General features: G+C 65.7%; 22 protein-coding genes and 1 pseudogene. 2 read left to right on the top strand and 21 right to left on the bottom strand.

The window, feature by feature from the left end; translation table 11 throughout:
• Positions 1-18 precede the first annotated feature (18 nt).
• Genes AC1DFC_RS19455 through AC1DFC_RS19425 form a run of 7 tightly spaced genes read right to left on the bottom strand, consistent with a single transcriptional unit; the run spans position 19 to position 5,699 of the window.
• Positions 19-513 (bottom strand): GNAT family N-acetyltransferase, encoded by a 495-nt coding sequence (locus AC1DFC_RS19455; protein WP_478179822.1) that lies wholly within the window; start codon positions 511-513, stop codon positions 19-21.
• A gap of 43 nt (positions 514-556) precedes the next feature.
• On the bottom strand, positions 557-1,435 hold the full coding sequence (gene fghA, locus AC1DFC_RS19450) for an S-formylglutathione hydrolase (RefSeq protein WP_478179821.1): 879 nt from the start codon (positions 1,433-1,435) through the stop codon (positions 557-559).
• Positions 1,432-2,355 carry an alpha/beta fold hydrolase gene (locus AC1DFC_RS19445; protein WP_478179820.1) on the bottom strand — a complete coding sequence of 308 codons (924 nt, stop codon included), beginning with the start codon at positions 2,353-2,355 and terminating at the stop codon, positions 1,432-1,434. The genes fghA and AC1DFC_RS19445 overlap by 4 nt, the downstream gene beginning before the upstream one ends.
• A gap of 20 nt (positions 2,356-2,375) precedes the next feature.
• Positions 2,376-3,482, bottom strand: a complete 1,107-nt coding sequence (locus tag AC1DFC_RS19440; protein WP_413314457.1) for an S-(hydroxymethyl)glutathione dehydrogenase/class III alcohol dehydrogenase — start codon at positions 3,480-3,482, stop codon at positions 2,376-2,378.
• A 39-nt stretch (positions 3,483-3,521) separates the two neighbouring features.
• Entirely contained in the window at positions 3,522-4,172 is a 651-nt protein-coding gene (locus tag AC1DFC_RS19435; protein ID WP_478179819.1) for a glutathione S-transferase family protein, read from the bottom strand.
• Positions 4,169-5,011 (bottom strand): aromatic ring-hydroxylating oxygenase subunit alpha, encoded by an 843-nt coding sequence (locus tag AC1DFC_RS19430; RefSeq protein WP_007835119.1) that lies wholly within the window; start codon positions 5,009-5,011, stop codon positions 4,169-4,171. Before AC1DFC_RS19430 ends, AC1DFC_RS19435 begins: the two co-directional genes overlap by 4 nt.
• Before the next feature lie 10 nt (positions 5,012-5,021).
• Positions 5,022-5,699, bottom strand: coding sequence for a Rieske 2Fe-2S domain-containing protein (locus AC1DFC_RS19425; RefSeq protein WP_007835121.1), 678 nt, complete (start codon positions 5,697-5,699; stop codon positions 5,022-5,024).
• Between the two features lie 195 nt (positions 5,700-5,894).
• Between AC1DFC_RS19425 and AC1DFC_RS19420 the strand changes: the two genes are divergently transcribed.
• Positions 5,895-6,866 carry a LysR family transcriptional regulator gene (locus tag AC1DFC_RS19420; RefSeq protein WP_478179818.1) on the top strand — a complete coding sequence of 324 codons (972 nt, stop codon included), beginning with the start codon at positions 5,895-5,897 and terminating at the stop codon, positions 6,864-6,866.
• A 27-nt stretch (positions 6,867-6,893) separates the two neighbouring features.
• Complete coding sequence (aroQ, locus tag AC1DFC_RS19415) at positions 6,894-7,334, top strand: type II 3-dehydroquinate dehydratase (protein ID WP_007835124.1); 441 nt, start codon at positions 6,894-6,896, stop codon at positions 7,332-7,334.
• Between the two features lie 71 nt (positions 7,335-7,405).
• Here aroQ and AC1DFC_RS19410 read toward each other — a convergent pair whose 3' ends face one another.
• The 14 genes and pseudogenes from AC1DFC_RS19410 to garD form a co-directional block, all read right to left on the bottom strand.
• On the bottom strand, positions 7,406-8,929 hold the full coding sequence (locus AC1DFC_RS19410) for a SpoVR family protein (RefSeq protein WP_007835130.1): 1,524 nt from the start codon (positions 8,927-8,929) through the stop codon (positions 7,406-7,408).
• Positions 8,926-10,218 carry a YeaH/YhbH family protein gene (locus AC1DFC_RS19405; RefSeq protein ID WP_007835132.1) on the bottom strand — a complete coding sequence of 431 codons (1,293 nt, stop codon included), beginning with the start codon at positions 10,216-10,218 and terminating at the stop codon, positions 8,926-8,928. Before AC1DFC_RS19405 ends, AC1DFC_RS19410 begins: the two co-directional genes overlap by 4 nt.
• Positions 10,219-10,266: 48 nt before the next feature.
• Positions 10,267-12,189, bottom strand: coding sequence for a PrkA family serine protein kinase (locus tag AC1DFC_RS19400; RefSeq protein ID WP_007835134.1), 1,923 nt, complete (start codon positions 12,187-12,189; stop codon positions 10,267-10,269).
• A 683-nt stretch (positions 12,190-12,872) separates the two neighbouring features.
• Positions 12,873-14,012: a molecular chaperone DnaJ gene (dnaJ, locus tag AC1DFC_RS19395; protein ID WP_478179817.1), complete on the bottom strand. Its 1,140-nt coding sequence runs from the start codon at positions 14,010-14,012 to the stop codon at positions 12,873-12,875.
• A gap of 108 nt (positions 14,013-14,120) precedes the next feature.
• Positions 14,121-16,058 (bottom strand): molecular chaperone DnaK, encoded by a 1,938-nt coding sequence (gene dnaK / locus AC1DFC_RS19390; RefSeq protein ID WP_007835137.1) that lies wholly within the window; start codon positions 16,056-16,058, stop codon positions 14,121-14,123.
• Positions 16,059-16,170: 112 nt separating this feature from the next.
• A complete protein-coding gene (gene grpE / locus AC1DFC_RS19385; protein WP_081502666.1) occupies positions 16,171-16,746 on the bottom strand; it encodes a nucleotide exchange factor GrpE in 576 nt (191 codons plus the stop codon).
• A gap of 229 nt (positions 16,747-16,975) precedes the next feature.
• The gene (locus AC1DFC_RS19380) at positions 16,976-17,326 is read right to left on the bottom strand and encodes an FKBP-type peptidyl-prolyl cis-trans isomerase (RefSeq protein ID WP_007836448.1); all 351 of its coding nucleotides are present in this window, start codon (positions 17,324-17,326) and stop codon (positions 16,976-16,978) included.
• A gap of 201 nt (positions 17,327-17,527) precedes the next feature.
• Positions 17,528-17,830, bottom strand: a pseudogene (locus AC1DFC_RS19375) (winged helix-turn-helix transcriptional regulator); the annotation flags it as partial.
• Positions 17,831-18,006: 176 nt separating this feature from the next.
• The gene (gene asd, locus AC1DFC_RS19370) at positions 18,007-18,858 is read right to left on the bottom strand and encodes an archaetidylserine decarboxylase (RefSeq protein WP_042673904.1); all 852 of its coding nucleotides are present in this window, start codon (positions 18,856-18,858) and stop codon (positions 18,007-18,009) included.
• Positions 18,859-18,952: 94 nt separating this feature from the next.
• Entirely contained in the window at positions 18,953-19,948 is a 996-nt protein-coding gene (locus AC1DFC_RS19365) for a Bug family tripartite tricarboxylate transporter substrate binding protein (protein ID WP_007836441.1), read from the bottom strand.
• Between the two features lie 35 nt (positions 19,949-19,983).
• Complete coding sequence (locus tag AC1DFC_RS19360; protein ID WP_478179816.1) at positions 19,984-21,051, bottom strand: lactonase family protein; 1,068 nt, start codon at positions 21,049-21,051, stop codon at positions 19,984-19,986.
• Positions 21,052-21,061: 10 nt separating this feature from the next.
• On the bottom strand, positions 21,062-22,039 hold the full coding sequence (locus AC1DFC_RS19355; protein ID WP_042673906.1) for a Bug family tripartite tricarboxylate transporter substrate binding protein: 978 nt from the start codon (positions 22,037-22,039) through the stop codon (positions 21,062-21,064).
• Positions 22,040-22,111: 72 nt separating this feature from the next.
• Positions 22,112-22,873: an SDR family NAD(P)-dependent oxidoreductase gene (locus tag AC1DFC_RS19350; RefSeq protein ID WP_007836436.1), complete on the bottom strand. Its 762-nt coding sequence runs from the start codon at positions 22,871-22,873 to the stop codon at positions 22,112-22,114.
• A gap of 22 nt (positions 22,874-22,895) precedes the next feature.
• Positions 22,896-24,479, bottom strand: a complete 1,584-nt coding sequence (gene garD, locus AC1DFC_RS19345) for a galactarate dehydratase (RefSeq protein WP_478179815.1) — start codon at positions 24,477-24,479, stop codon at positions 22,896-22,898.
• Between the last annotated feature and the right edge of the window lie 6 nt (positions 24,480-24,485).

The following is a 24,485-nucleotide window of genomic DNA, read 5'->3' as shown; positions in this document are numbered from 1 at the left end:
GGAAAAATTGGAACGGATTCAGCCGATGCGCCATGGCGGGCGCGCGGGCGACCAATGGTAGGCGATGCGTTCGCGGCCGCTCGTCGGATGGCGGTCGACCGCACCGCGCTGGAGGCCATAGCGCTCGTAGAAGCGCTGCGCCGGCATGTTGGTGGCGGCCACGTGCAGCCACCAGCCGGTCGGAAGGCGCACGCAGGCCTCGTCGAGCAGGGCCTTGCCCAAGCCCTGGTTGCGCAGGTGGGGCTCGACGAAGAGTTGCGCCACGTACTCGCGCCGCTCCAGCAGCACCATGAACGCCAGCACCTGCCCGTCGCGCTCCGCCAGCACCACGTCGGCAGGCGCCCCGAATTCGGTCTGCACGCGGCGCAGCCAGTGAGCGATCGGCTCGATATGGGGGAGGCCCCGGTTGGCCGCGATCCACGCGCGGCGCCAGATGCCGGCCAGCACCATGTTCTCTTCGGCAGTGCCTTCGCGCGACCGCAGATGGAAGGCGGGAATTTGGGCGGCGGACATGTGTTTCATGATACGGCGCGAGGCCGCCGCGGTCGATGAGACTTTATGCGCGCAGCGTTTGCGCGTGGTGCGCAATGTGGTCGGCCATGAAGCTCTGGATGAAGTAGTAGCCGTGGTCGTATCCCGCGTGGCGGCGCAGCGTGAGCGGCTGGCCGGCTGCGAAGCAGGCGGCCTCGAACGCCTCGGGGTGCAACTGCTCGGCGAGGAACTTGTCGGCCAGGCCCTGGTCGACGAGGATGCCTTGCGGGTAGGGCGCCGCGACCTGCGATTTCATGAGCGCGCTCGCGTCGTGCGCCAGCCACTGCGCGCGGTCGGCGCCAGGGCGGCCCAGGTAGCTGCCGAACGCCTTCTCGCCCCATGGGCACTGCGTGGGTGCGCAGATCGGCGCAAAGGCCGAGAGCGATTTGAAGCGCCCCGGATGCCGCAGCGCCAGCGTCAGCGCACCGTGGCCGCCCATCGAGTGGCCGGAGATGCCGATGCGCTCGCCGTCGATGGCGAAGTGCCGGGCCACAAGCGGCAGCAGCTCGTGCACGATCCAGCTTTCCATGCGCCAGTGCGTGGCCCACGGCTCGCGCGTGGCGTCGAGGTAGAAGCCGGCGCCGATGCCGAAGTCCCAGTCGTCCTTCGCGCCAGGCACGCACTCGGCGGCGGGGCCGCGCGGGCTGGTGTCGGGCGCGATCAGCGCAATGCCCAGGCTCGCGGCCATGCGCTGTGCGCCGGCCTTCACCGCGAAGGTTTCCTCGTTGCAGGTCAGGCCCGCGAGGTAGAGCAGGGCGGGCACGCGCTCGTGCGCGACCTGCGGCGGCAGGTACACCGAGAAGCGCATCGGCAAGCCGATTTCATGCGAGCGGTGCTCGTGGAAGCTTTGCACGCCGCCGAAGGCGTGGTGTTCGGAAAGAGTCTTGGGGCTGTTGTCGGTCATTGCGGGTTTTGGCTGCGCAGGGCGGGTACGAGTTCGAGCACGGCATCGGCAAAGACGCGCGGCGCTTCCTGCGGCATGTTGTGGCCCACGCCGGGCACAAGGCGGTGCGAACGCGGCCCGCTGAAGCGGTGTGCGTGCGCCGATGCATCGGCGGGCGGGCGCACGCCGTCGTCGAGGCCGTCGAAGGTGATGGTGGGCACTGTGATCGTGGGCTGGGCCGACAGGCGGCGTTCGATGTACGCATAAGCCGGGTCGCCCGGCACGAGGCCGAAGCGATGGCGGTACGACTGGATCACCACGTCCACGAAGTCGGGATGGTCGAAGGCGGCGGCGCTGCGCTCGAAAGTGGCGTCGTCGAATTTCCACGTGGGCGACCACAGCTTCCACAGCAGCTTCGTGAGCGCCTTGCGGTCTTTCCCGAGGCCGGCGCAGCCGCGCTCGCTGTGGAAGTAGTATTGGTACCAGAGGCTGTGCTCGTTGGCCGGCGTGTCCGGCTCCATCGCCTTGGCGATGTCCTGGATGTTGTAGCTGTTGAAGGACACCAGCCCCGCGACGCGTTCGGGCCACAGCGCCGCGACCACGCAGGCGGCGCGGCCGCCCCAGTCGTAGCCAGCCAGCACCGCGCGCTCGATCTTCAGCGCATCGAGCAGCGCGAGCAGGTCGGCGCCCAGCGCGGCCTGCTCGCCCGAGCGCGGCGTGGCCTCGCTCAGGAAGCGCGTGGCGCCGTAGCCGCGCAGGTACGGCACGATCGTGCGGCAGCCCTGGTCGGCCAGCATCGGCGCGACTTCGGCATACGTGTGGATGTCGTACGGAAAGCCGTGCATCAGCAGCACTGGCGGGCCATCGGCGGGGCCGGCTTCGAAGTACGCAACTTCGAGCACACCGGCCTCGATCTTGTGCAGGGGCTCCATGCGGGTCATGGCCGGTGCCTGCAGTGGTCTTAGTAAAGGACGACGCCGCGGATGGACTCGCCGCGCTTCATCAGATCGAAGCCCTTGTTGATGTCTTCCAGCGGCATCGTGTGCGTGATGAGGCTGTCGATGTCGATCTTGCCTTCCATGTACCAGTCGACGATCTTCGGCACGTCGGTGCGTCCGCGTGCACCGCCGAAGGCCGAGCCTTCCCACTTGCGGCCGGTGACCAGCTGGAACGGGCGCGTGCTGATCTCCGCACCCGCCTCGGCCACGCCGATGATGATGCTGCGGCCCCAGCCCTTGTGCGTGCACTCGAGCGCCTGGCGCATCACCTTGGTGTTGCCGATGCATTCGAAGCTGTAGTCCGCGCCGCCGTCGGTCAGCTGCACGATGGCGTCGACGACGTTCTCGGTGTCCTTCGGGTTGATGAAGTGCGTCATGCCGAACTTGCGCGCCATGGCCTCGCGCTCGGGGTTCAGGTCGACGCCGATGATCTTGTCGGCGCCCACCATCTTCGCGCCCTGGATCACGTTCAGCCCGATGCCGCCGAGGCCGAACACCACCACGTTCGCGCCGGCTTCCACCTTGGCCGTGAAGATCACCGCGCCGATGCCGGTGGTGACGCCGCAGCCGATGTAGCAGACCTTGTCGAAGGGCGCATCCTCGCGGATCTTGGCCAGCGAGATCTCGGGCGCGACCGTGTAGTTGCTGAAGGTCGAGGTGCCCATGTAGTGGAAGATGGGCTTGCCGTCGAGGCTGAAGCGCGAGGTGGCGTCGGGCATCAGGCCCTTGCCCTGCGTGCCGCGGATCAGCTGGCACAGATTGGTCTTGCGGCTCAGGCAGAACTTGCACTGGCGGCACTCGGGCGTGTAGAGCGGAATGACGTGGTCACCCTTTTTGAGTGTGGTGACGCCGGGGCCCACGTCGACCACGATGCCTGCGCCTTCATGGCCGAGGATGGCCGGGAAGATGCCTTCGGGGTCGGCGCCCGAGAGCGTGTAGTAGTCGGTGTGGCAGATGCCGGTGGCCTTGATCTCGACCAGCACCTCGCCGAATTTCGGGCCCTCGAGGTCCACGGTTTCGATGGTGAGCGGGGCTGCGGATTTCCAGGCGACGGCGGCTTTGGTTTTCATGGCGGGTTTCGGGGGAGAAGCAAAAAACGTTAAGGATACTCAGGCAGGGCCTGCAGGGAAGATGCCCGACATGCCGATAAACCCGGGCAGGTGGCGAACATTCCAGACCCAGTCTCTCAGCGCGGGAAATTCGTCGAGCGAAATGCCGCCCTCGCCGGCGAGCGCGACATACGGGAAGCAGGCAAGGTCGGCAATGGTCGGACCGGGCGCCGAGGCCAGCCAGTGCAGCCCGGCGCTCGCCTGTTCGGCGAGATGGTCGTCGAGCACGCGGAACACCGCGCGCGCGCCGCTGCGGCAGGCCTCGATGTCGAGGTGGTGGTAGCCGAGCGCATCGTGCAGCCGCGCGGCCGATGCCGTGCGCGTGATCTCGTCGGCGGTGGCGAGCCACATCGCGATCTGGCCGCGCAGCTTCGCGTCGCCGGGATACCACCGGCCTTGCGTGTCGTAGAAGCTTGCGAGGTACACCAGGATGGCTTGCGCATCGCGCAGCAGGAAGCCGTCGTCATCGAGCACCGGGAGCTGGCCGAGCGGGTTGACGTTTGCAATGAACGCAGCGGATTTGTGCTCGCGTCCCGGAAAGAAATCGACCGGCACCGTGTCGTACGCGATGCCCAGCCAAGCCAGCATCTGCCGCACCTTGAAGCAGTTGCCCGACAGCGGGTAGTCGTAGAGCTTGATCGTTGTCGTCATGCCGCAGCCCTCACGCCGAAGCGCATGCCGCGCTCGCGCAGCCAGCGCCGGTAGGTGACGGAGGAGGTGTCGCCGCGCGTCGGTGTCTCGGCGCGGCCTTCGAGCGGCATGCGCTTGAAGGCGTGGTTCTCGAGGATCGGCTTGTCCTGGCCGAAGATGGTGTGCTGGAAGGCGATGAGCTCGGCATTGGTGGAGTCTTCGTCGTAGCAGGCGAGGACGGTGTGGGCGATCACGTGTTCGTCGTCGATGGGCTGCAGGAAGAGGCCGATGGCGTCGAGTTCGCCCGCGCGAAAGCTCGATTTGTAGAGCATGGCCGAGAAGGGCTGCATCACACGGTACTTGTAGAGCACCTCGCTGCCCGAATCGTGCGCGGCAGAGGCGCGCGGCTGCCAGAAGCGGCAGTCGGTGGCCCAGATCTCACCGCTGCCGGGATCGACCTGCACCTCGTATTGCGCCACCTCGGTGTGTGGCACCTTGCCGAGGTAGTCGGCGTGCACGAAGGGAAAGTGCGCCATGTCGAGAAAGTTCTCGATCACGCGCAGGCCCGACACCGCCACGCCGATGCCGCCGCAGTCGACGATGCGGCGGCCGGGCTCGGCGTATTCCGGAAACTCGAAGAGGGGACGCGCGGGGCGGCCGCTCGGGCAGACCCAGAGATAGCCGTAGCGCGACTGCACGGCGAGCGGCCGGTCGCCAAGGCAGCAGTGAGGCGCGCCATCGGCATCAGTGCGGAGTTGCACGGTTTCGCCCAGCAGGCGGGTCGTCCGGGGCATGGGCGCGGCAGGCCCGACGACCAGCCAGTCGTCGAGCATGTTGGAATCGTCTGTGACGAAGGGCATGGTGGTTCCTTCAGCCTTGTGGTTGTGCTTCGATCTCGGAGCGCAGATTCCGCGCGGCTGCGTGCAGCGTCTTCATCGCGCTGGAGCCGGGGGCGGCCTCCGTCCACAGGTGGACGAAGGTGAGCCGGGGCTGCGCTTCGAGCAGCAGCGAGACGGTCTTCACCTCGCTGAGCGTGCCTTGCCAGGCACCCGACCCAGCGTCGGTTGCGAAGCCCTGCCGTGCGAGGGCTTCGCGCGCGGCCTGCGTGCCGGCGCGGACGGTCAGCGTACGGCAGAAGTGCCAGCCGGCCGGTACGGCGCCGGCCAGCGACGGCGGTGCGGCGGAAATATCTTGCGCAAGGTTGACCCACAGCATGCCCGCGGCATCCACCGCGGCGAACACCTTGGCGCAGACGTTGCGCGGCGCCTGCATGGCCGGGTGGGCCGGAATGTGGGTGCACTGTCCGCTGCCCGCGGCGTACTGCCAGCCGTGGTAAGCGCAGGAGAGGCGGTTTTCGATCACCTGGCCGAGCGTGAAGCGCACGCTTCGGTGCGGGCACCGGTTTTCCCACGCCTGGGCGGCGCCGTCGGCCGAGCGCCAGAGCGCGAGTTCCTGGCCCTCGGCGAAGCCGGCGACGATGTTGGCGCCGGGGCGCACGCCGGCGGAGGGCGCCACTGGATGCCAGGTGAAAGCGTGTGGATTCGTCATGCTGCCCCGGTTGAAAGCAGGGTACGTCGGGTGGAGCTGCGCATGGGGTTTTCTCCGGTCGTGGGAGCTCGGGGCTCGGTGGGGATGGCATAGCATTCGGTGTGCCGCCAGCAAGCACCGAACCTACCGTTTCTGTTCCCTTGATGAAAGCCAAATGCCGAGACGCTACTTTTCATTCCTGAAACGCTGGCCCGCATGAGCCGCATCGATCTCGCGCTGATCGAAGCCTTCGTGCTCGTCGTGCAGAGCGGCAGCCTGACGAAGGCCGAGAGTCTGTCGGGTGTGTCCAAGGCCACGCTGAGCCGGCAGCTCACGCGGCTGGAGGAACTGCTGGGTGCGCAACTGCTGATGCGCAGTTCGCGCAGCGTCACGCCGACCGAGGCGGGGCGCGCGTTCTTCGCGCGCTGCGAAGGCCTGCTCGACGAGGTGACGGGCCGGCTGGAAACGGCGTGCACCGAAATCCAGGAGATCACGGCCGGCGTCTCGGGCAGCCTGTCGCTGCTGTCCGAGACCCAGTTCAGCACCTCCTTCGTCTGCCATGTGGTGAAGCTGTTCCTCGAATCGCACCCCAACGTGCGCTGCCATCTCGACGTGGCGAGTCGCCTGAACGCGCCGCAGATCGGCGAGGTGGACTGCTATGTCTGCTCGGAGCCGCCCGATGTGCCGAACCTTGTTGCCAAGCTGCTTGGGCGCCTGAACTACGGCCTCTATGCAAGCCCGCAGTATCTTGAGCGCCAAGGCATGCCACAGGCGCCCGACGAGCTGCTGCGTCATCGGTCGATCGTGATGAAGGAGGGCTCGGGGCCGTCGCAGGTGCTGCTGGTGTCTGGCGCGTCGGACAGCTATGCGTTTCGCCCGGAGCCGGCTTTCGAGACCAACGACCACTGGGTGATGAAGACCTTCTGCATCGACGGCTTCGGCATCGCGTTGCTGCCAGCCTTTTTCGCCCGGCCCGAAGTGGCGCAGGGCGTGCTGGTGCCGGTGCTGCCGCAATGGCAGCCGGAGCCGCGGCGCATCTACTGCGCCTTCCAGCGGCAGCGCTACATGGGACAGAAGCTGCGGGCGTTCGTCGATCTCATGGCGCGCTGCGTGGTCGACATCGATTCGTACAACTACTACGTCGGCTCGTCCGCGGCCAGGCCGCCACGGGCGGTCTCGCGACCATAATGGAGGTTGCCTGACGCCTCATCCATCATGAAGAAAATACTCGTCCTCAACGGCCCCAATCTCAACCTGCTCGGCACTCGCGAGCCCGAACAGTACGGACGCGACACGCTGGCCGATGTCGAGCGCCTGTGCAAGGACACGGGCGCGAAGCTCGGCGTCGAGATCGAATGCCGCCAGTCGAACCACGAAGGCGTGCTGGTCGACTGGATTCAGGAGGCCGGCCGTGAAGTTGCTGCCGGCAACATGCTCGGCGTGGTGATGAACCCCGGTGCCTACACCCACACCTCGATCGCGCTGCACGATGCGATCAAGGGCGCGAGCGTGCCGCTGATCGAACTGCACATCTCGAACGTGCATGCGCGCGAGGAGTTCCGCCACAAGTCGTACATCTCGCCTGCGGCGCGCGGGATCATCGTGGGGCTGGGCGTGAAGGGCTACACGCTTGCCATCGCGGCCTTGGTTCCCTGAGGGGAGTTTTCGCGGAACACCGCGGAACCGGCTTTGCCGGGCCGCTGGCGTTGCCCCCTGCAAGGGGGGCTTCAATACTGCTGCTTGGGCGCCGCGGCCTTCCAGCTGCGGCTGATGCGCCCGGCGCTGTCGATGCTTTCCAGGTGCACGTCGAAACCCCAGAGCCGGGCGACGTGCTTCAGCACTTCTTCCGCCCCGTCGTGCAGAGGCAGGTTGTTGCGCTGCGTGTGGCGCAGCGTCAGCGAGCGGTCGCCGCGCGTGGCCACGCTCCACACCTGGATGTCGGGCTCGCGGCTGCTGATGTCGTACTGGCGTGAGAGCGATTCGCGCAACGCGTGGTAGCCGCTGTCGTCGTGGATGGCGGACACCTCGAGCTCGGCCTCGCTCTGGTAGTCGCGGATCGAGAACAGGCGGAAGTCGCGCATCGTCTTCGGGCTCAGGAACTGGCCGATGAAGCTCTCGTCCTTGAAGTTGCGCATCGCGTAGTCGAGCGTCTTGACCCAGTCGGTGCCCGCGAAATCGGGGAACCAGCGGCGGTCTTCCTCGGTCGGCTTCTCGCACACGCGGCGCAGGTCGGTCATCATGGCGAAGCCGAGGGCATAGGGGTTGATGCCGCTGTAGGCGCGGTGGCCCACCGGCGGCTGGAAGATCACGCCCGTGTGCGAGCTGAGCCACTCCATCATGAAGCCGTCCGCCAGCTGGCCGCGGTCGTACATGGTGTTGAGCAGCGTGTAGTGCCAGAAAGTGGCCCAGCCTTCGTTCATGACCTGCGTCTGGCGCTGCGGATAGAAGTACTGTGCGATCTTGCGCACGATGCGCACTACCTCGCGCTGCCAGGGTTCGAGCAGCGCGGCGTTCTTCTCGATGAAGTAGAGCAGGTTCTCCTGCGGCTCCGACGGAAAGCGCCGCGCTGCATCGGACTCGGCCGCTTGCTCGGCCCGCCGGGGCAGCGTGCGCCAGAGGTCGTTCACCTGCTGCTGCATGTGGCGTTCGCGGTCGGCGCGCTGGATGCTTTCCTGCGCCAGCGAACGCTTCTGCGGACGGCGATAGCGGTCGACGCCGTAGTTCATCAGCGCATGGCAGGAGTCGAGCAGTTCTTCCACCGCATCGAGACCGTGGCGCTCCTCGCACTCGGCAATGTAGTGCCGCGCATAGACCAGGTAATCGATGATGGATGAGGCGTCGGTCCACATCCGGAACAGGTAGTTGCCCTTGAAGAAGCTGTTGTGGCCGTAGGCCGCATGCGCGATCACCAGGGCCTGCATGGCCATGGTGTTCTCTTCCATCAGGTAGGCGATGCACGGATCGGAGTTGATGACGATCTCGTAGGCCAACCCCATGTGGCCGCGCTTGTAGTTCTTCTCGGTCGAGATGAACTGTTTGCCGTACGACCAGTGGCGGTAGATCATGGGCATGCCCACGCTGGCGTAGGCGTCCATCATCTGCTCGGCGGTGATGACTTCGAGCTGGTTCGGGTACACGTCGAGGCCGTAGCCCTTGGCGGTAAGGGCGATCTCGGTGTGGTAGGTCTCGATGAGTTCGAAGGTCCAGTCGGAAGGGCTGGGCAGGCGGTCGAGCGCTCGTTCGGTGATCATGATGCCACCCCTTCCTTCTTGAACAGGTCGCGGAACACAGGGTAGATGTCTTGCGCGTCCGACACCTTGCGCATCGCAAAGTTGGGCTCGACGCCCTCGAGCTGCTGGTATTCCTGCCACAGGTTCTGCTCGGTCTCGGCCACCTGCACGTAGGCGTAATAGCGCACCACGGGCAGGATGTCGTTGACCAGCAGCTCGCGGCAGCGGCCGCTGTCCTGGTGCCAGTTGTCGCCGTCGCTGGCCTGCGCGCCGTACACGTTCCACTCGCCACTCGGATAGCGTGCCTTGATGATCTCGTCCATCAGCACCAGTGCGCTCGACACCACGGTGCCGCCGGTTTCCGTGGCGTGGAAGAACTCTTCTTCCGTCACCTCTTGCGCCTGCGTGTGATGACGCAGGAACACCAGGTCGATGGTCTCGTAGTGCCGCGTGAGAAACATGTAGAGCAGCATGAAGAAGCGCTTGGCCATGTCCTTGCGCGCCTCGTCCATCGAGCCCGACACGTCCATCAGGCAGAACATCACGGCCTTGGCGCTGGGCACGGGCGTCTTCACGCGGTTGCGGTAGCGCAGGTCGATGGGATCGATGTAGGGCACGTGCCGCATGGTGCGGCGCAGTTCGGCAATCTGCTCTTCGGTCTCGCGTATTTCCTTCTGGATGAGCGCCTGGTCGGCCTGCGGGTGCTGCTTCAGGTGTTCGAGGTGCGCTTCGAGGCGCTTGAGCTCCTTGCGAGGCTCGCCGCCCAGCGCGATGCGGCGGGCGAGCGCGCCGCGCATCGAGCGCACCACGTGCAGGTTGTTGGGCGAGCCGTCGCTCGTGAAGCCGGCCCGGTGGCTCTTCCACTCGGGCACGTCGGCGATCTGCGTGCGGATGAGGTGCGGCAGTGCGAGGTCGTCGAAGAACACGCGCATGAACTCTTCGCGCGTCAGGCGGAAGACGAAGTCGTCCTCGCCTTCGCCGCTGTCGCCGGCCTCGCCGCTGCCGGAGCCGCTGCTGCTTCCTCCTTCGGGGCGCTTGATGCGGTCGCCCTTCAGGTACTCCTGGTTGCCCGGATGCACGTATTCGCGGTCGCCGCCGCGCGCATGCCCGAACACCGGTTCGGACACGTCGTGGCGCGGCAGGGTCACATCTTCGCCTTGCTCCAGTTCGCGGATGTTGCGGCCGCTGACGGCGCGCCTCACCGCTTCCTGGATCTGCCCCTTGTAGCGCCGGAGGAAGCGCTCGCGGTTGCCAATGGACTTGTTCTTGCCCGATAGCCGGCGGTCGATGATCTGCTGCAGGATGGCCACGATGGTTTCAGAGCTCCTTGCAAAAAGAGGACGAACGAAGGGTCGTCGTTATGAACTCTTGCGCACCCGCAGGTACCACTCGCAGAGCAGGCGGACCTGCTTGGCCGTATAGCCCTTCTCGACCATGCGGGTCACGAAGTCTTCGTGCTTCTTCTGCTCGTCGGCGCTGCTCTTGGTGTTGAAGCTGATCACCGGCAGAAGCTCCTCGGTGTTGGAGAACATCTTCTTCTCGATCACCGAGCGCAGTTTTTCGTAGCTGGTCCACGCCGGGTTGCGCCCTGCGTTGCCAGCCCGCGCGCGAAGTACGAAGTTGACGATCTCGTTGCGGAAGTCCTTCGGGTTGCCGATGCCTGCCGGCCGCTCGATCTTCTCGAGTTCGGCATTGAGCGATGCGCGGTCGAAAACTTCGCCGGTGTCCACGTCGCGGAACTCCTGGTCCTGGATCCAGTAGTCGGCGTAGGTCACGTAGCGGTCGAAGATGTTCTGGCCATACTCGCTGTAGCTCTCGAGGTAGGCAGTCTGGATCTCCTTGCCTATGAACTCGGCATAGCGCGGCGCCAGCAACTCCTTGATGTAGCTGATGTACTTCTGCTCGACCTCCGGCGCGAACTGCTCGCGCTCGATCTGCTGTTCGAGCACGTACATCAGGTGCACCGGATTCGCGGCCACTTCGGAACTGTCGAAGTTGAACACCTTCGAGATGATCTTGAACGCGAAGCGCGTGGAGACGCCGCTCATGCCCTCGTCGACGCCCGCGTAGTCGCGGTACTCCTGGATCGACTTGGCCTTGGGGTCGGTGTCCTTGAGGTTCTCGCCGTCGTATACCTGCATCTTGCTGAAGGTGCTGGAGTTCTCGGGCTCCTTCAGGCGCGTGAGCACCGAGAGCTGGGCCATCATGCGCAGCGTTCCAGGGGCGCAAGGCGCCTGGGCCAGCGACGAGTTGCGCACCAGCTTCTCGTAGATCTTGATTTCTTCCGAGGCGCGCAGGCAGTACGGCACCTTGACGATGTAGATGCGATCGAGGAAAGCCTCGTTGTTCTTGTTGTTGCGGAAGGCCTTCCACTCGCTCTCGTTGCTGTGCGCAAGCACGATGCCGTCGAACGGGATGGCGCCGAAGCCCTCCGTGCCCTTGAAGTTGCTTTCCTGTGTAGCGGTCAGCAGCGGGTGGAGCACCTTGATGGGCGCCTTGAACATTTCCACGAACTCCAGCAGGCCCTGGTTCGCGAGGCACAGGCCGCCGGAGTAGGCATACGCGTCCGGATCGTCCTGGGCATAGGTTTCGAGCTTGCGGATGTCGACCTTGCCGACCAGCGAGGAGATGTCCTGGTTGTTCTCGTCGCCCGGCTCGGTCTTGGCGACGGCGATCTGCCGCAGCACGGACGGGAAGCGCTTGACGACCTTGAACTGGCGGATGTCGCCACCGTATTCCTCGAGCCGCTTGACGGCCCAGGGCGAGAGAATTCGGTTCAAGTAACGGAGGGGAATGCCGTATTCCTTTTCAAGGATCTCGCCGTCCTCGATCGAGTCGAAGAGGCCGAGCGGGGATTCGTTGACCGGCGAGCCCTGAATCGCGTAGAAGGGCACGTGCTCCATGAGCTGCTTCAGGCGTTCTGCGATCGAACTCTTGCCGCCACCGACCGGACCCAGCAGGTAAAGGATTTGCTTCTTTTCTTCCAGCCCCTGGGCGGCGTGGCGGAAATAGGACACCACTTGTTCTATGGCGTCTTCCATGCCATAGAACTCCTTGAACGCCGGATAGATCTTGATGACCTTGTTCGCGAAGATGCGCGAGAGGCGAGGATCGTTGCGCGTGTCAACCAGCTCGGGATCGCCGATGGCCTTGAGCATGCGCTCCGACGCGGTGGCATAGGCCGTGGGATCGCGCTTGCAGATGTCCAGGTAGTCCTGCAGCGAGATGACTTCCTCGCGGGTGCGCTCGTAGCGGGCGGCAAAGTTGCTGATCACATCCATGGTCACGCCTCCATCAAGTCAGTGGGCTTTTGGCCCGATGGCTTGCAGCAAAGGCCTTGTGCAACACTTGAAGGTTGCCTGCCCATGGCTGCATGCCGCGGAAAACTCCCTTACTACAATCTGCTAACAATCAGCATAAAGCAAAGATTGAACCTGGCAAATCATTCGTAAATTCAGAACCACACCGGCAAGTAAAGTTCCACAAAAAACAAGGAACTACTTTTCGGATTTCAGTTAAATTCAAAGGCTCGCGTTCCTAATTCTCTCCGGGTGAAAACACCTATGCCGGATGGCCATCGTCCGTTTTTGCCTTTTCTCCGGAAAAGCACCGTCTATTGAGCCTCGGGCTCAAAAAAACAGACGTCTCCTGCAATAACGCGCGATCTGTCGTTTGGTTTATTGCACATCGAAAAAAAATATAAAAGCAATCCCCGCGCCGCTTTTCGATGGGCGGCTTGCGCGTGTTGGCGTGGGAAAGTTGCTTGGGTGCAGGTCGGCATGTCCCGCGAAGGGGCGGGAATGCACCGCCGATGTGCCTGCCAAGGGGCGCCGCAGCGTCGGATGCACCAGCTTGCGGACCCCACATTGCAAAGGGCCGCTAAGCGGCCCTTGTTGGAGTCAGATGCATCCGCCGGAGCTGAAGTCTCCGGGGTCGCATGTCGGACGGAAGAAGCGGGTCCGGTTCAGCTGAAGAATTCCTTCGCCTTGTCGAACCAGCCCTTGTCGGTCGGGCTGTGCTTGTCGCCGCCCTTCCTGAGAGACTCGTCGAGCTCTTTCAGCACCTTGCGTTGGTGCTCGGTGAGCTTCACGGGCGTCTCGACGCGCACATGGCAGTACAGGTCGCCGGGGTAGCTCGAGTTCACGCCCTTGATGCCCTTGCCGCGCAGGCGGAACTGCTTGCCGCTTTGCGTGCCTTCGGGAATGTCGATGGCCGCCGCGCCCTTGAGCGTGGGCACGTTGATCTCGCCGCCCAGCGCCGCCGTGGTCATGCTCACAGGCACGACGCAGTGCAGGTTGTCGCCGTCGCGCTCGAAGATCTCGTGCTTCTTGAGCCGGATCTCGATGTACAGGTCGCCCGGCGGGCCGCCGTTGACACCGGGTTCGCCGCTGCCGGTCACGCGCATGCGCTGGCCATCGTCGATGCCTGCGCGGATCTTCACTTCGAGCGTCTTGTTGCGCTTGATCTTGCCCTGGCCGTGGCACACGGTGCAGGGCTCGGGAATGATCTTGCCGCTGCCATGGCAGGTGGGGCAGGTCTGCTGCACGCTGAAGAAGCCCTGGCGCATCTGCACCGCGCCCGCGCCGTGGCAGGTGGTGCAGGTGATGGGTTTGGTGCCGGGCTTCGCGCCCGAGCCGTGGCAGGTGTCGCACTCGTCCCAGGTCGGGATGCGGATCTCGGTGGTCTTGCCTTCGGCGGCCTCCTCGAGCGTGATCTCCATCGCATAGCTCAGGTCGCTGCCGCGGAACACCTGGCGCCCGCTGCTGGTGCGGCCGCGGCCGCCGCCACCGAACACGTCGCCGAAGATATCGCCGAAAGCTTCCGCGAAACCGCCGAAGCCCTCTGCGCCCGGTCCGCCGCGCATGTTGGGGTCGACGCCGGCATGGCCGTACTGGTCGTAGGCCGCGCGCTTCTGTCCGTCGGACAGCATTTCGTAGGCTTCCTTCACCTCCTTGAACTTGGCCTCGGCCTCCTTCGAGGTGTCGCCGTGGTTGCGGTCGGGGTGGTGCTTCATCGCAAGCTTGCGATAAGCCTTCTTGATTTCATCCTCGCTCGCGTTCTTGGGGACGCCGAGGGTTTCGTRGTAGTCGCGTTTAGTGGCCATGGCAGGTCGATCAGCGGATCAGGGGAGCAGCGGGAACTCGGGCAGCTTGAAGCGAGAAAGGCTGGAGCACCCTTTCAGGTGTTCCAGCCTCGGTCAATGGACTGAAGATCAGCCCTTCTTGACTTCCTTCACTTCGGCGTCGACCACGTTGTCGTCGGCCTGCGCATGCGCAGCAGCTTCCGCGCCAGCCGGGCCCGATGCGCCCGAGGCGCCTGCGGCCGCCTGCGATTCGGCATACATCTTCTCGCCGAGCTTCTGACTCGCGGTCATCAGCGTGTTGGTCTTTGCCTCGATCGCGGACTTGTCTTCGCCCTTGAGGGCTTCTTCCAGGTCCTTGATCGCGGCTTCGATCGCGTCCTTCTCGGCGGCTTCGAGGCTCGCACCATGTTCGCCCAGCGACTTCTTCACGCTGTGCACCATGGCTTCGCCCTGGTTGCGTGCCTGCACGATCTCCAGCTTCTTCTTGTCGTCGGCCGCGTTCAGTTCGGCGTCCTTCACCATCTTCTGGATCTCGTCCTCGGACAGGCCCGAGTTCGCCTTGATGGTGATCTTGTTTTCCTTGCCGGTGCCCTTGTCCTTCGCGCCGACGTGCAGGATGCCGTTGGCGTCGATGTCGAAGCTCACCTCGATCTGCGGCGTGCCGCGCGATGCCGGCGGAATGCCTTCGAGGTTGAACTCGCCCAGGGCCTTGTTGCCCGCGGCGATGTCGCGCTCGCCCTGGAACACCTTGATGGTCACGGCCGGCTGGTTGTCCTCGGCGGTCGAGAAGGTCTGCGCGAACTTCGTCGGGATCGTTGTGTTCTTGGCGATCATCTTGGTCATCACGCCGCCCATGGTCTCGATGCCCAGCGACAGCGGGGTCACGTCGAGCAGCAGCACGTCCTTGCGGTCGCCCGAGAGCACCTGGCCCTGGATGGCGGCGCCGACGGCCACGGCTTCGTCGGGGTTCACGTCCTTGCGCGGTTCCTTGCCGAAGAAGGCCTTCACCTTTTCCTGCACCTTGGGCATGCGGGTCATGCCGCCGACCAGGATCACGTCGTTGATGTCGCTCACGCTGATGCCGGCGTCCTTGATGGCCAGGCGGCAGGGCGCGATGGTGCGCTCGACCAGCTCGTCGACCAGGCTTTCCAGCTTGGCGCGGGTGAGCTTGATGTTCAGGTGCTTCGGACCCGAGGCATCGGCCGTGATGTAGGGCAGGTTGATGTCGGTCTGCGCGCTGTTCGACAGCTCGATCTTGGCCTTCTCGGCGGCTTCCTTCAGGCGCTGCAGGGCCAGCACGTCCTTGCTCAGGTCGACGCCTTGCTCTTTCTTGAACTCGGCAATGATGTAGTCGATGATGCGCTGGTCGAAGTCTTCGCCGCCCAGGAAGGTGTCGCCGTTGGTCGACAGCACTTCGAACTGCTTCTCGCCGTCCACGTCGGCGATCTCGATGATCGACACGTCGAAGGTACCGCCGCCGAGGTCATACACGGCGATCTTGCGATCGGCCTTGTCCTGCTTGTCGAGGCCGAAGGCCAGGGCAGCAGCGGTGGGTTCGTTGATGATGCGCTTCACGTCGAGGCCCGCGATGCGGCCGGCGTCTTTCGTGGCCTGGCGCTGGGCATCGTTGAAGTAGGCCGGCACCGTGATCACGGCTTCGGTCACGGTTTCGCCGAGGTAGTCTTCGGCCGTCTTCTTCATCTTGCGCAGGATGTCGGCGCTGACTTGCTGCGGGGCGATCTTCTTGCCGCGCACTTCCACCCATGCGTCGCCGTTGTCGGCCTTGGCGATGGTGTAGGGCATCAGGTCGATGTCCTTCTGGACTTCCTTTTCCTCGAACTTGCGGCCGATCAGGCGCTTGATCGCGTACAGCGTGTTCTTGGGGTTGGTGACGGCCTGGCGCTTGGCCGAGGCACCGACCAGCACTTCACCGTCTTCCTGATAAGCGACGATCGACGGCGTGGTGCGTGCACCTTCCGAGTTCTCGATCACACGCGTGGTGTTGCCTTCCATGATCGACACGCACGAGTTGGTGGTGCCGAGGTCGATGCCGATGATCTTTGCCATGTTCTTACTCCTGAAAGCCTGAAAAATATGTTGTTATGAACTTGTGGATAACCCAGCTCGATTCAAGGGATGGAGCGGGGATTTCCTGTGGGAATCTTGTGTGCCGCGCCGATTACTTCGGCGCGCTGACCGTGACCAGCGCCGGGCGCAGCACCCGGTCGTTGATGGTGTAGCCCTTCTGCAGCACGCTCACCACGGTGTTGGGTTCCTGCTCGGGAGCGGGCACCACCGAGATGGCTTGGTGCTGGTGCGGATCGAACTTGGTGCCGGGCGCGGGGGCTACTTCGATCACCTTGTTGCGTTCGAGCGCGCTCTTGAGCTGGCGCAGCGTGGCTTCGGCGCCTTCGCGGATCTGTTCGGGCGTGGCGTCCTTGACGGCCAGGCCGGCTTCGAGGCTGTCGGTCACCGGCAGCAGGCTCTCGGCAAAGGCCTCGACGGCGAACTTGCGGGCCTTGGTGATCTCGTCGTCGGCGCGGCGGCGGGCGTTCTGCACGTCGGCCTGCGCGCGCAGGTACTGGTCGGCCAGTTCGGCATTCTTGGTCTGCAGGGCAGCGAGCTCGCCTTGTGCCACGGCCAGGGCGTCGAGCGCCTCGGCTTCATTGGCGGCTTGCGCTGCCTCCAGTTCTTCGGGGCTTGGCTCGCCTTGCAGCATTTGGGAATTCTGTGCGGATTGTTGCGGGTCAGACATTTTTCAAAGAACCGGCGTGCGCCGGAAAACAAACGATAGCCAGCCACATGGGGCTGCTCTAAAGCTTTTCAAGCGTAAAAATGCGGCCGAAAGGGCCGTAATACGGGTCGCGAAGTGGTTTTCGCGAGGGACACCGAGGAACCGGCTTCGCCGGGCCTCAGGTGTCGCCCCCGGTAGGGGGCTGGCGCAGCGGACACGAAGTGCCGCGCAGCCTGGGGGCGAGCCCTGATCAGTGGGCGTCGAGCAGCTCGACGTCGAACTTCAGGGTGGCGTTCGGGGGGATCACGCCGCCGGCGCCGCGGGCACCGTAGCCCAGCGATGCGGGAATGATCAGCGTGCGCTTGCCGCCGATCTTCATGCCGGCGACGCCTTCGTCCCAGCCCTTGATGACCTGGCCGGCGCCCAGCGAGAACGCGAAGGGGTCGTTGCGGTCGCGGCTGGAGTCGAACTTGGCGCCTTGCGTGCCGTCGTTGTAGAGCCAGCCGGTGTAGTGCACGTGCACGTGCTGGCCGGCCTTGGCTTCGGTGCCGGTGCCGACTTCGGTGTCTTCGTATTGCAGGCCGGAGGGGGTGGTGGGCATGGGAAACGCTCCTTGCGTCGATGTGAGATCAATGGATCGAAGGCGCGGAGTTTACCGAGGCCGGGCAGGGCGACCTGTCGTCCTTCAGGTCTGGCTGGTGTCGTCGGAGGGCGGCGCGGGTGTGGTAGCAGGGGCTGCCACAGGGGCGGGAGCGGGTGCGGCTGCTGGCGAAGCTGCGGCGGCTGGTGCCGGGGCTGCTGCCTTCTTGAGCTGCCCCAGTTGCCACTTGCCTGCGAAGGCCTGCAGGTCGGACAGGCGCTTGAGCAGGTCCTGTCCGCTCAGCGTGAGGCTGTAGCCGTCGCTGCCGTGGCCGACGATGCCGGCCTCGCGCAGTTCCTTGATGCGGGTGTTGAGCGTGTTGGGAGTGATGCCGCCCACGCTGTCCTGCAGCAGCCGGAAGGTCTGCGCATGGCCATCGCGCAGGGCCCAGAGCACGCGCAGTGCATAACGGGCTTCGAGCAGGGCGAGCAGCTGGCTGACGGCTGCGTTTTCCTTGGTACTCATCGACATCATCTCCTCGAAGCTGGGCGGGCCGTCGACCTTGGGGCAGGGCGATGCTTCGCGTTCTTGTGGTGGGTTACGGACCGTTTCGTTGGCCGGCGACTATAGCGCAAATGATGAGGATGCTACTAGTTTTATAGCTGCCAGGGCATACTGCATGCGGGTTGTGAGACAAAGCCTCACAAGTTGGCGTAGTCGGCCATGGCTTCGCCCAGCCGGATCGCGCGGCCTGGCGACCACGCCGGGTTGAAGGCCAGCGCAGGCGCCGGGAAGAGCATGACCACTGTCGAGCCGAGCAAGAAACGGCCCATCTCGTCGCCCTTGCGGATGTCGATCTGCCGGTCGTTGTAGCTCCACTCGCGCAGTTCGCCCACGCGCGGCGGATTGACCACGCCGTGCCACACGGTGGCCATGCTGCCGACGATGGTGGCACCCACCAGCACCAGCACGAAGGGCCCGTGCGCCGATTCGAAGACGCATACCACGCGCTCGTTGCGTGCGAACAGGCCGGGCACGCCGCGCGCCGTGGTCGGGTTCACCGAGAACAGGTCGCCCGGCACATGGATCATGCGCACCAGCCGCCCGTCGCAGGGCATGTGGATGCGGTGGTAGTCCTTCGGGCTCAGGTAGAGCGTCGCGAAGCTGCCGTGCGCGAACTTCGCGGCCAGCGCGGCGTCGCCGCCGACCAGCGCGGTGGTCGTGTAGTCGTGGCCCTTGGCCTGGAAGATCTGGTCGCCGCGGATTGCGCCGAACTGGCTGATCGCGCCGTCCACGGGGCAGACCAGGTCTGCCTGTGCGAGCGGCCGCGCGCCGGGCTTGAGCGCGCGCGTGAAGAACTGGTTGAAGCTCTTGTAGTGGTGGATGTCCGACTCGAGCGCCTCGCCCATGTCCACGCCGTACTTGGCCACGAAGCGCCGGATGATCCACGTCGTGACGGCGCCCCGTTCCTTGCCCGCGACCCAGCCGGCGAAATTGGTCAGGGCCTGCTTGGGGAACAGGTATTGGGGCAGTACTGCGGAGCGGTCGGACACGTGGGAGAAGCCTGGAATGCGGAATCGGAAGGGCATTCTATAAAGCGCTTCTCCCCGGGAACGTAGGAAGCTTCCCTTGGTTCGCGCCCCGCCGTCAGTCGGCCTTGATCCCCGCGGCCTTGATCACCTGCGCCCACTTTTCCACTTCGGCCTTCTGGAACGCCGCGATCTGCGCGGTGCTCAGGTCGGCCGGCTCCATGCCGAAGCTCTTGAGCTTGTCCTGCATCTCGGGCGCGGAGAGGATCTTGCGGATCTCGGTGTGCAGCCGGTCGACCACCGGTGCCGGCGTGCCCGCGGGCACGAAGATCGCCTGCCATGACACGACCTCGAAGTCCTGCAGGCCGGGCACGCCCGACTCGGCCACCGTCGGCACGTCCGGCATCGAGGCCAGCCGCTTCGACGAGGTGACCGCGATGGCGCGCAGCTTGCCGCTCTGGATGTGAGGGCCGGCGACCACCGTGGTGTCGAACATCATGTCGACCTGCCCGCCGATCACGTCCTGGATTGCCGGGCCGCTGCCCTTGTACGGAATGTGCGTGAACTTCACGCCCGACTTGAAGGCCATCAGTTCCAGCGCGAGGTGCTGCGAGGTGCCCGTGCCGGCCGAGGCCGACGAGAGCCCGCCGGCCTTGGCCTTGCTGGCTGCGATCACGTCCTTCAGTGTCTTGTACGGGCTTGCCTGGTTCACCACCAGCACCACCGGGTTGGTGCCGATCAGCGTCACCGGCGCGAACGACTTCTGCGGGTCGTAGCCCAGCTTGGGATACAGGCTCACGTTGATCGCGTGCGAGCTGATCGTGCCGCCGACCATCGTGAAGCCGTCGGGCGCGGCGCGCGAACCGACCTCCGAGCCCACGCTGCCGCCGGCGCCGCCCTTGTTGTCGATGATCACGCTCGTGCCCAGCACGGGGCCGAGCTTCTGCCCGATCAGGCGGGCCAGCACGTCGGTGGTGCCGCCGGCGGGAAAGGGCACGAGGTAGGTGATGGCCTTGCCCGTCGGCCAGTTGCCGCCGCCCTGCGCGAAGGCGGCCGGAAGGCCGGCGGCGAGGGAAGAGGCGAGGGCGGTGCGAATGAGTGTGCGGCGTTGCATGCAGGTGTCTCCTTGTGATGGGTGGTGCGGGGCCGTCAGGGCATGTCGACGATCTCGATCCAGTTCGGGTTCTTGCCGACGTCCAGGTGCTGGGGCCTGCCCAGCGCGCCGGTGGCGGCGTCGATGGCGTAGAGCGAGATGCCGTGCGATTCCTGTCCCGCGGCGATGAGATAGCGCCCGCTGGAGTCGATGGCGAAGCCGCGCGGCACCTTCTCGGTCGGGGTCTGGCCCAGCGGCTGCAGTTGTCCCGTGGCGGCATCGACCTTGAACGCCGACAGCGTGCTCGAGGTGCGCTCCGACGCGTACAGGTAGCGCCCATCGGGCGCCAGGTGCAGGTCGGCGGCCCAGGGCTTGCCGGTGAAGCCGGCGGGCAGCGTGGTCGTGCTCTGTTCGAGCTTGAGCGTGCCGCGCGCCGCGTCCCATGCGAACACGTGCAGGGCGGCGTCGAGCTCGTCCAGCAGATAGACGTGGCGCTGCGCCTTGTCCCAGATGAAGTGGCGCGGGCCCGATTTCGTGGATGTGGTCGTCAGCGGCGGATCGTTGGGCGACAGCAGGCCCTTCTCGGCGTCGAAGCGCCAGCTCGACACGTTGTCGCCGCCCAGGCTGGTGGCCAGCACGAAGCGGTTGCTGGCGTCCGCGTGGATCGCGTGCGCGTTGGGCCCGGTCTGGATCAATTGATGGACGGGGCCCGCGGCGCCGTCCTTGCCGATGGAATTGACCGTGATCTTGCCGCCCTGGTAGGAGGCCGCGAAGAGCCACTTGCCGCTCGTGTCCAGGTCGATGTTGGCCATGCTGTCGGCCAGCGGCGCCTCGCCGAGCTTCTGCAGCTTGCCGGTGGCGCCGTCGATCGACAGCGAGGCCACGCGAAACGGCTGCGAGCGCAGCGCGGCATACAGCACGCGCTTGTCGTGGCTCACCACCATCGGCATCACCGTGCCGCCGACGTTCAGCGTCTGCACCGGCTTGAGTGCGCCCTGGGCGCGGTCGAGCTCGAGCACGGAGATTTCCTGGCTGTCCGCGTTGGACACGTAGACCCAGGTGGCGGCCGAGGCGGGGCCGATGGCGGCCAGCCACAGCAGCGATGCGATGGTTTTTCTTTTCATGGTTCGCGGTTCAGGGTTTGATGTTCAGTTTGGTGATGAGCTGCTTGAAGTAGACGTTGTCCTTGGCCAGCGTCTCCTTGAACACGGCGCCGTCGGTGTAGACGTAGCCCAGGTTCTGCTTGTCCATCACCTCGTGCATCAGCGGCTCGGCGGCGGTCTTCGCCGTCATCTCGCGCAGCTTCGCCATCACTTCGGGCGGTGTGTTCTTTGGCGCGCCGAGGCCGCGCCAGGTGCCGATCGACAGATCGATGCCGCGTTCCTTGGCGGTGGGCACCTTCTCGAAGCCCTTCACGCGCTTGTCAGCCATCACCATCAGCACCTTGAGCTTGCCGCCCTGCACATGCGTGGTGACTTCGGCCGGGCTCACCGCCACGGCCTCGATGTGTCCGCCGAGCAGCGCCAGCACCGCCGGCGCCGCGCCCTGGAACGGGATGTGGCCGAACTTCGCGCCGGTCTTGTCTTCGAGCGCCGCGGCGGCAAGGTGCCAGATCGAGCCGTTGCCCGAGTTGCCCACGCGCACGCCCTCGGGCGACTTCTTCGCGGCCGCCAGGAACTCCTCGATGGTGTTCCACGGCGCGTCGGCCTTCACGGTGATCGCCGCCGGATCGGCGTTGAGCTGCGCGATCGGCTGGAAGTCGTCGTAGTTGAACTTGGCAAGACCCAGGTGCGGCAGCGTCAGCAGCTCGACCGTCAGCACCGCGAGCTTGTAGCCGTCGGGCTTGGCGTTGATCACCTCCGTCCAGCCGATGGCGCCGCCAGCGCCGGGGCGGTTGACGATCACGATGCTCTGCGAGATGTGCTTGCGGCTCGCCTCGGAAAAAGCGCGTGCCAGGCCATCGGTCCCGCCGCCGGGCTGGTAGGGCACCAGCAGCTCGATCGGACGGTTCGGAAAATCGGCCTGCGCCGCGGCCGGCGTGGCCAGCCCGAGCGAAAGAGCGGCCGTGGCCGAGAGGGCGGCGATGCCGCGAACAAGCTGGATTCTTCTCATGATGTCGTCGTCTCCGTTGCTGATCTGATCCGGGGCCTCGCGCAAGGCCTCCTCGTGTTCTTCGTGCGTGCCTCAGGGCATGTACTGGCCGCCGTTCACCTCGATCACCTGCCCCGTGACGTAGCCGGAGAGCTGCTCCGACGCCAGGTACAGGAAGGCGCCGACGCATTCCTCGGGCACGCCGATGCGGCCCATCGGAATGCCGGCGCGGAAGTTCTCCAGCATCGCGGGCGTCGAGAAGCGGTCCTGGAACGGCGTCTGGATAACGCCGGGCGCCACGGCATTCACGCGGATGCGGTCGCCCACCAGCTCCTTCGCGAGCCCGTGCGTCGCCGTGCTCACGAAGCCCTTCGAGCCCGCGTACAAATAGGCGGCTGGCCCGCCGCCGGTGCGTGCCGCGACCGAGGTCACGTTGATGATGTTGCCGCCGCCCTGCGCGCGCATCAGCGGCACCACCTCGCGGCAGTAGGCGAGCACCGAGCGCGCGTTGATGTGCATCACCTCGTCGAACAGCGCGTCGTCGAACTCGGCGATCGGCACGCGCTTGACCAGGCTGCCGGCGTTGTTGACGAGCACGTCGATGCGCCCCAGCTGCGCCGCGGCCTGCTTCACGCATTCGCGGATTGCGGCCGTGTCGCGCACGTCGGCCTTCAGCGCGAAGGCGGTGCCGCCGGCCGCGCGGATGGTGTCGACCACCCCGTTCGCCGCATCGGCCGAGCTGTTGTAGTGCACCGCCACGCGCATGCCGCGCGCCGCAAAGGCGACGGCCACCGCGGCGCCGATGCCGGTGCTGGCGCCGGTGACGAGCGCTGTCTTGTCCTTGAGATCTTCCATGTCTTTGCTCCGTGCGAAGGGATCAGGTCACGGGTGCCGGGTTGAACAGCACCAGCGCGTTGTGCAGCTTCCAGTGCTCGGCCCATGTTTTCTTGCGGCCGCTGGCCACGTCGAGCATCAGGCGGAACAGCTCCCAGCCCACGTCCTCGATGCTGGCCTCGCCGTCGGCGATGCGGCCTGCGTTCACGTCCATCAGGTCGTGCCAGCGGCGCGCGAGGTCGCTGCGCGTGGCGACCTTGATCACCGGTACCTCGGCCAGCCCGTAGGGCGTGCCGCGGCCGGTGGTGAACACGTGCAGGTTGATGCCGGCCGCCAGCTGCAGCGTGCCGCAGATGAAATCGCTGGCCGGCGTGGCGGTGTAGATCAGGCCCTTCTGCGCTGCCTTCTCGCCGGGCGCGAGCACGCCGGTGATGGGCGCCGAGCCCGACTTGACGATGGAGCCCATCGCCTTCTCGACGATGTTCGACAGGCCGCCCTTCTTGTTGCCCGGCGTGGTGTTGGCGCTGCGGTCGACGCGGCCCTTCTGCAGGTAGGCGTCGTACCAGGCCATCTCGCGGATCATGGCCTCGGCCACCTCGGGTGTGGACGCGCGCGAGGTGAGTTGGTCGATGCCGTCGCGCACCTCGGTCGTTTCCGAGAACATCACGGTGGCGCCCGCGCGCACCAGCAGGTCGGTGCAGAAGCCCACGGCGGGGTTGGCGGTGACGCCCGAGAAGGCGTCGCTGCCGCCGCACTGGACGCCCACCACCAGTTCGCTGGCGGGCACGGTTTCGCGCCTGCGCCTGTTGAGCCGCGCGAGGTGCTCGTCGGCCTGGCGCATGACCGAGTCGATCATCGACATGAAGCCGACATGCTCGTCGTCCTGCAGGCAGACCACGTCGAGCTCTGCCGCATCGCCGCCGGCATCGCCGCGCTTGTCGACGATGGGAATGCTTCCCGGCGGCAGCAGCCGCTCGGGCTGCAGCTTCTCGCAGCCCAGGCTCACCACCATCACCTCGCCGCCGAAGTTCGGATTGAGGCTGATGTTGCGCAGCGTGCGGATCGGCACGATGGCATCCGGCGCATCGATGGCCACGCCGCAGCCGTAGCTGTGCTCCAGCGCCACCACGTCGTCGACGTTCGGGTACCTGGGCAGCAGCTCGGCCTTGATGCGCTGCACCGCGAAGTCGGTCACGCCGGCCACGCACTGCACCGTCTGCGTGATCGCGAGGATGTTGCGCGTGCCCACCGAGCCGTCGGCGTTGCGGTAGCCCTCGAAGGTGTAGCCCTCCAGCGGGGGCAGGGCGGGGGGCTTGACCGTGGCGATGGGCAGGCCGTCGAGTCCGGGCGCCACCGGCATGCGCATTACGCGCTCGTGCACCCAGCTGCCGCGCGGCAGTGCTTTCTGTGCATAGCCGATCACCACGTTGTAGCGCACGATGGCCGCGCCCTCGGCCAGGTCGGCCAGGGCCACCTTGTGACCCTGGGGCACGTTGTCCACCAGCACCAGGCCGTCGGCGAACGAGGTGCCGGCCTTCAGGCCGCCGTCGTTCGCGACGATGGCCACGTTGTCGTTGGCGTGGATGCGGATGTAGAGCGGCGAGGCTCCGGAGGCAGCATTGCTCATCGTGAG

The organism is Variovorax sp. 10L421, assembly GCF_056395365.1.
The sequence above is the reverse complement of the archived record's forward strand: the minus strand, read 5'-3'. Positions and strand labels throughout refer to the sequence as shown.

What these genes read in the sequence shown, in the direction of transcription:
- AC1DFC_RS19455 (WP_478179822.1), bottom strand. Translation starts at nt 513, where the DNA reads ATGTCCGCCGCCCAAATTCCCGCCTTCCATCTGCGGTCGCGCGAAGGC.
- fghA (WP_478179821.1), bottom strand. Translation starts at nt 1,435, where the DNA reads ATGACCGACAACAGCCCCAAGACTCTTTCCGAACACCACGCCTTCGGC.
- AC1DFC_RS19445 (WP_478179820.1), bottom strand. Translation starts at nt 2,355, where the DNA reads ATGACCCGCATGGAGCCCCTGCACAAGATCGAGGCCGGTGTGCTCGAA.
- AC1DFC_RS19440 (WP_413314457.1), bottom strand. Translation starts at nt 3,482, where the DNA reads ATGAAAACCAAAGCCGCCGTCGCCTGGAAATCCGCAGCCCCGCTCACC.
- AC1DFC_RS19435 (WP_478179819.1), bottom strand. Translation starts at nt 4,172, where the DNA reads ATGACGACAACGATCAAGCTCTACGACTACCCGCTGTCGGGCAACTGC.
- AC1DFC_RS19430 (WP_007835119.1), bottom strand. Translation starts at nt 5,011, where the DNA reads ATGCCCTTCGTCACAGACGATTCCAACATGCTCGACGACTGGCTGGTC.
- AC1DFC_RS19425 (WP_007835121.1), bottom strand. Translation starts at nt 5,699, where the DNA reads ATGACGAATCCACACGCTTTCACCTGGCATCCAGTGGCGCCCTCCGCC.
- AC1DFC_RS19420 (WP_478179818.1), top strand. Translation starts at nt 5,895, where the DNA reads ATGAGCCGCATCGATCTCGCGCTGATCGAAGCCTTCGTGCTCGTCGTG.
- aroQ (WP_007835124.1), top strand. Translation starts at nt 6,894, where the DNA reads ATGAAGAAAATACTCGTCCTCAACGGCCCCAATCTCAACCTGCTCGGC.
- AC1DFC_RS19410 (WP_007835130.1), bottom strand. Translation starts at nt 8,929, where the DNA reads ATGATCACCGAACGAGCGCTCGACCGCCTGCCCAGCCCTTCCGACTGG.
- AC1DFC_RS19400 (WP_007835134.1), bottom strand. Translation starts at nt 12,189, where the DNA reads ATGGATGTGATCAGCAACTTTGCCGCCCGCTACGAGCGCACCCGCGAG.
- dnaK (WP_007835137.1), bottom strand. Translation starts at nt 16,058, where the DNA reads ATGGCAAAGATCATCGGCATCGACCTCGGCACCACCAACTCGTGCGTG.
- grpE (WP_081502666.1), bottom strand. Translation starts at nt 16,746, where the DNA reads ATGTCTGACCCGCAACAATCCGCACAGAATTCCCAAATGCTGCAAGGC.
- AC1DFC_RS19380 (WP_007836448.1), bottom strand. Translation starts at nt 17,326, where the DNA reads ATGCCCACCACCCCCTCCGGCCTGCAATACGAAGACACCGAAGTCGGC.
- AC1DFC_RS19365 (WP_007836441.1), bottom strand. Translation starts at nt 19,948, where the DNA reads ATGCAACGCCGCACACTCATTCGCACCGCCCTCGCCTCTTCCCTCGCC.
- AC1DFC_RS19360 (WP_478179816.1), bottom strand. Translation starts at nt 21,051, where the DNA reads ATGAAAAGAAAAACCATCGCATCGCTGCTGTGGCTGGCCGCCATCGGC.
- AC1DFC_RS19355 (WP_042673906.1), bottom strand. Translation starts at nt 22,039, where the DNA reads ATGAGAAGAATCCAGCTTGTTCGCGGCATCGCCGCCCTCTCGGCCACG.
- AC1DFC_RS19350 (WP_007836436.1), bottom strand. Translation starts at nt 22,873, where the DNA reads ATGGAAGATCTCAAGGACAAGACAGCGCTCGTCACCGGCGCCAGCACC.
- garD (WP_478179815.1), bottom strand. Translation starts at nt 24,479, where the DNA reads ATGAGCAATGCTGCCTCCGGAGCCTCGCCGCTCTACATCCGCATCCAC.